The 4,478-nt window shown below is 65.4% G+C and carries 4 protein-coding genes and 1 pseudogene; 2 read left to right on the top strand and 3 right to left on the bottom strand.

Annotated elements, in window-relative coordinates; translation table 11 throughout:
• The first annotated feature begins 433 nt into the window (after positions 1 to 433).
• A complete protein-coding gene (locus tag VLR48_RS09925) occupies positions 434 to 976 on the top strand; it encodes a glutathione peroxidase (RefSeq protein ID WP_325291630.1) in 543 nt (180 codons plus the stop codon).
• A 25-nt stretch (positions 977 to 1,001) separates the two neighbouring features.
• Here the strand turns inward: VLR48_RS09925 and VLR48_RS09920 are convergent, their stop codons facing one another.
• Complete coding sequence (locus VLR48_RS09920) at positions 1,002 to 1,499, bottom strand: hypothetical protein (protein WP_325291629.1); 498 nt, start codon at positions 1,497 to 1,499, stop codon at positions 1,002 to 1,004.
• Between the two features lie 283 nt (positions 1,500 to 1,782).
• Between VLR48_RS09920 and VLR48_RS09915 the strand changes: the two genes are divergently transcribed.
• On the top strand, positions 1,783 to 2,601 hold the full coding sequence (locus VLR48_RS09915; protein WP_325291631.1) for an alpha/beta hydrolase: 819 nt from the start codon (positions 1,783 to 1,785) through the stop codon (positions 2,599 to 2,601).
• Here the strand turns inward: VLR48_RS09915 and VLR48_RS09910 are convergent.
• Both VLR48_RS09910 and VLR48_RS09905 read right to left on the bottom strand, forming a co-directional pair.
• The gene (locus tag VLR48_RS09910; protein ID WP_325291628.1) at positions 2,568 to 4,193 is read right to left on the bottom strand and encodes a diguanylate cyclase; all 1,626 of its coding nucleotides are present in this window, start codon (positions 4,191 to 4,193) and stop codon (positions 2,568 to 2,570) included. The two genes, VLR48_RS09915 and VLR48_RS09910, sit on opposite strands and share 34 nt — an antisense overlap.
• Before the next feature lie 2 nt (positions 4,194 to 4,195).
• A pseudogene (locus tag VLR48_RS09905) lies at positions 4,196 to 4,478 on the bottom strand (methylcobamide--CoM methyltransferase MtbA); the annotation flags it as partial.

Raw genomic sequence — 4,478 nt, 5'->3', positions numbered from 1 at the left:
TGCCGGCTCACCCGGCGTTGGCCCTGGCGACATCGCGCAACAACCGCGACGCCATCCGCGGCCTGGCCGGGATCGCGTTTTAGGGTCGTCGCTTCGGTTGATCTGTCGGGACCTCTACGCTTCGTGCAAGCCGGCCGGCGAGACGGCGACGTCGAGCGCAGACGGCGGACTGAAGTCCGCCTCCCCGGGGGCCGACTGAAGTCGGCGCACCCGGGGCCGGGTACGCCGACTTTAGTCGGCACGAACGTCGCCGCCTGAGCGGGTGCATAGGCGATTTCCGGTGAAGGAACGACCGGCGTGTCGATGTGAATTGATGCGCACGTGCAGCCTTCAGTTCTACCGTGCATGCGCAGCCGGGATACTTGCGTTCAGGGATTGACCGCCATATTTGACACTTCGTCTAGGTCATGAACAACCCGATGAGGTATCGACGATGTGGCTTTTCGTCCTGCTCCCAATGCTCGGTGCACTCCTGCTGCCCGCCGCGGCTTCCGCCGCCTGCGCCCCGGCCCTCGACTTCGAGATGCGTCGTCTCGCCGGGGACGAGACGGTGCGCCTTTGCGACGCCTATCAAGGCAAGGTGATCCTTGCGGTGAACACCGCGAGCAAATGCGGCTACACCGGGCAGTACGAGGGTCTCGAAGCCCTCTACCGCGAATACGGCGAGCGCGGGCTGGTGGTGCTCGGCTTCCCGTCCAACGACTTTGCGAATCAGGAGCCCGGCACCGAGAAGGAGATCCAGGACTTCTGCCGCCTGACCTATTCGGTGGAGTTTCCGATGTTCGAGAAGGTCCAGGTCCGCAAAGGCGATGCGGCACCCTTCTTCTCACAACTGGCCGCAGAGACCGGCGTCTACCCCGACTGGAACTTCTACAAGTACCTGATCGACCGCGACGGCAAGGTCGTCGAGGTCTTCCCGAGCCGAACCGGCCCGGAGAGCAAGACGATGATCGAGGCCATCGAACGCTTGCTCTGATCGCGATCGGCCGCCGGCGCGGCCTTCAGTTGCCGTCTCCGGAGCCTAGCCGGTCGCGCGCCATGGCCGCGGCATCCTCGATCCCCTTCTGTGCGCGGTCGATCATCGCCTTGCCTTGGCTGATCACCGCCTCCTTGACCGCTCGTGCGAGGGCGGGTCTGGAGAGCGACTCACCGTCGATCGTCATGGTCTCCGGGGAGGTCGAATAGACGGACAAGGGGTCGCTCAGCGTCAATGCCGTGTCCTCGACCGCGTTGTAACGATAGTGACAGGTCGCCTGCCGAGGCCGGCCCTCGCCGTCGGACTCGAACCCCAGCACGACGGTGAGTCCCGAATGGCCGCGGGCTTGGGTTTCCATGCCGGTCCAGCGCACCGAGCTGGGCGAAGCGACCTGCGTCGTCACCAAACTCTTGCAGAAGCTCACGCGTACATCCTCGCGCGAGCCCGAGCAGCTCACGAGCAAAACAGATGCAGTCGCGAGAGCGACGATGATTCCCGGGGAAGCTGTCGTGCGTTTGGTCATGGTTGTACCTTCTCGGAAGTGATCCGGGCCTGTCGCAGAGATCCTGACGACGTCTGACGAGATCCTGATAGATCTTGCGAGCCCGCCGGACGGTCATTATGCTGCGCCGCTCCTCGCCGGCATACCTCGAGCCGCAGACCCCGCCTCGCAGCCCGCTTTCATGGAGCAACGCCGATGGACTTCTCGATCCGTCATCGCCTGACGCTCGCCTGACGCTCGCCGACGGCCCCGTGGCCTATCGGAAGGTCACCGATGGAGAACCGCCGCTCTTGCTGGTCCACGGCTGGGGTGGATCCTCGCGACACTGGCAGCACACCCCGGAGCACCTTCGGACATCCGCGATCTCTATGCCTTGGATCTCCCGGGTCACGGGGACACCCCGGTACGACACGGCGCAACCGGACCCGAAGCCATGGCAGGCTTGGTCATCGACTTCGCCGACCGCCTGGGCCTGGAGCGCGTCGATCTGAATGGCCATTCCTGGGGTGCTGCCGTCGCGATCCTGGTCGCGGCACGCTGGCCCGCGCGGGTGGATCGACTCGTGCTGACGAGCTTGGGCATGGCCCGCAACGCGCTCGAGCGTCTGGCCATGACGCAAGCCTATCACCAGATGAACCTCGCCATGTCGCTTTGGCGGCCCTGGCTGGCCATGTCCCGGCCGTGGCTCGCACTCTCGCGCCCGGCGATCGACTGGTTCGGCGCTCAACCGCCGGTGTACCGCGCCATCGCCGGTCACGTCCTGCACCGGCTCCCCGAGGACGACGAGATGGTGCGTGGCGGCGTGCGGGAGTTGCTGAGCACGGATCCGCTGAGCGCGCTCGAGTGTGCAATCGGCGCCGGCAGTCCGGCCTTCCAGGCCGCCTTGGAGACGATGGCGACCCCGACCCTGATGGTGAATGCCGACGCGGATGCCGTGATGCCGCCGTCCGGCGCCCGCGCCCTTGCGGCACGGATCCGCAACGTCCGGGAGGCTCGGCTCGACAACTGCGGCCACCTGCCGATGATCGAGCAACCCGAGGCGTATCACCAAGTGGTGCGCGAGTTCCTCGGCTGTGCCGACCGACGCATTCAGGACGGGGATTCGTCGGGATCCCGGCCGTAAACCCGCACGCAATTACGCCCCGCGGATTTCGCGGCATAAAGCGCCTGGTCGGCACGATCGATCAGTGCGTCGAGGTTTTCGACACCGCCCTCGAGCATCGCCACGCCGATGCTCGCCGGGATCTGGAGCGGTCCCTCCGTGGTTTCGACGGCGTGCTGCTGAAGTGCCAAGCGCAGGCGCTCGGCGAATCGTTCGGCCTCTCGGGCGTTGGTTTCGGGGCATAGGGCCACCAGCTCCTCGCCGCCGTAACGCGCCAGGATGTCCGATACGCGAACCGCGCGCAGCCGCTCGGAAATCGCCTTGAGGACCTGATCGCCGACGGCGTGTCCGTAGGTATCGTTGACCTGCTTGAAGTGATCGATGTCGAGCATGATCACCGCGATCGGAGTGGAATAGCGTTTGGCACGGGCGAACTCGACCTCCGCAAGCTCGGAAAAACGACGGCGATTGAGCAGCTCGGTGAGGGGATCCGTATCGGCCAGGACCCGCACCTGTTGGAACAAGCGGGCGTTGATATCGCGCTCGTGGCGCAGGTTTCGCTCCGCCTCCTGGAGCTTCACGAAGGTGCGTGCATTGGAGATCGCCAAGCCGCAGAGGTTGGAGATCGCCAGCCCGAGATTCAGATATTGATCGCGATAGGCCGGAAACGGGATCTCGCGCACCAGCATCAGCCCCAGGACGGTGTCCCGGTAGTCGATCCGGAGGAAAAAACCGTTCCCGGACGGCATGATCAGATAACCCTCGTGCAGGGCATCGAGCGCCTGCTGGAGATCCAGGCGATCCCGAGGTCGCTCCTCCGCGGCGAAGATCTCCTTGACCCGTCCCTCCTCCACCTGGGCGTAGACCAGGTTGGTGCATCCGAAGAGCATCGCGAAGAGCTCCTGAATCGCTGCGATCGTCGCCTCCTCGTCGGTGATGTGCGACAAGCGAACCAGCAGGTCGAAGGCCATGGCGTAATCGGCGACCTTGCGGTTGGCCTGGGCCAGGATCTCGCGGGTTTTCGTCTCCGCGGCGAGATGGCGCCACTTGGCCATGGCACCGGAGAGAAAGAGTCTCAGGTAATCCAATCCGACATAGCGGCTGCGGCACGGTAGACCCAGATACGCAGCCATCGCCTCGAGGTCCCCGAGAGCGTGCGCGTCGTTGCCCGTATCCAACAGCAGAAGCTCGCGCGAGCATTCGCGGAAAAACTCGACCGCCGTCTGCCGATCGAAACCCATCTCGCGCAGGTGCCCGCGCCACTGCTTGAGCCAACCGGCCGTAACGAGATAGGCCCCGCCCTGTATCTCGGGCTCGAGGACATCGCTCCCGGCCAAGAGGTGAATGCAATGGTCGAGCTTCACCAGGTGCACGCGCGGATCCGGCGGCGCCGCACGCGTCTCGGCATCGCACCCCAGGAACACCAATGCGCCGTCGGAACCTTCGGGCGGCGGGGTCTCGCGGGCCTCGGCGAGGTTGCACCGTCCGGGACGCAGCGTGCAGACGGCGGGGTAAGACTGGACGCGCACGTCTTTCGCGCCGAGGCCCGCCAGCGCAGTCTCGACATCCTGTCGAAAATGGCTACAGACCCTCAGACAAAGCGTTTCCGCCACGGTCAGCTCCGGGGGTCCTTCAGCAACGGCGGGCTCGGGGGCTCGCGGGAGACATCGAGCGGATAGGTGCCCCAGCGATGGACCGCCTCGGAGATCGCCAGCAGCGTATCTTCCGGGACCTGGTAGGGGATCTCGCCGTGGTTGTCGGACAGGATGAATCCGCCGCCGTGACCGGAGGCGAAGCGTATCGCCACCGGTCCCTTGATGGCGGCGAGGGTGCGCATCGCGACCTGAAGCCCGGTCCTGCAAAGGTGCTCGGGCGAGACGATGGTCGAAGAGGAGACC

Source organism: Thiocapsa sp. (assembly GCF_035467215.1).
In the GTDB taxonomy this organism is placed as follows: Bacteria; Pseudomonadota; Gammaproteobacteria; order Chromatiales; family Chromatiaceae; genus Thiocapsa.
Note: the sequence above shows the minus strand (reverse complement) of the source record. Positions and strands in the feature narration are given on the sequence as shown.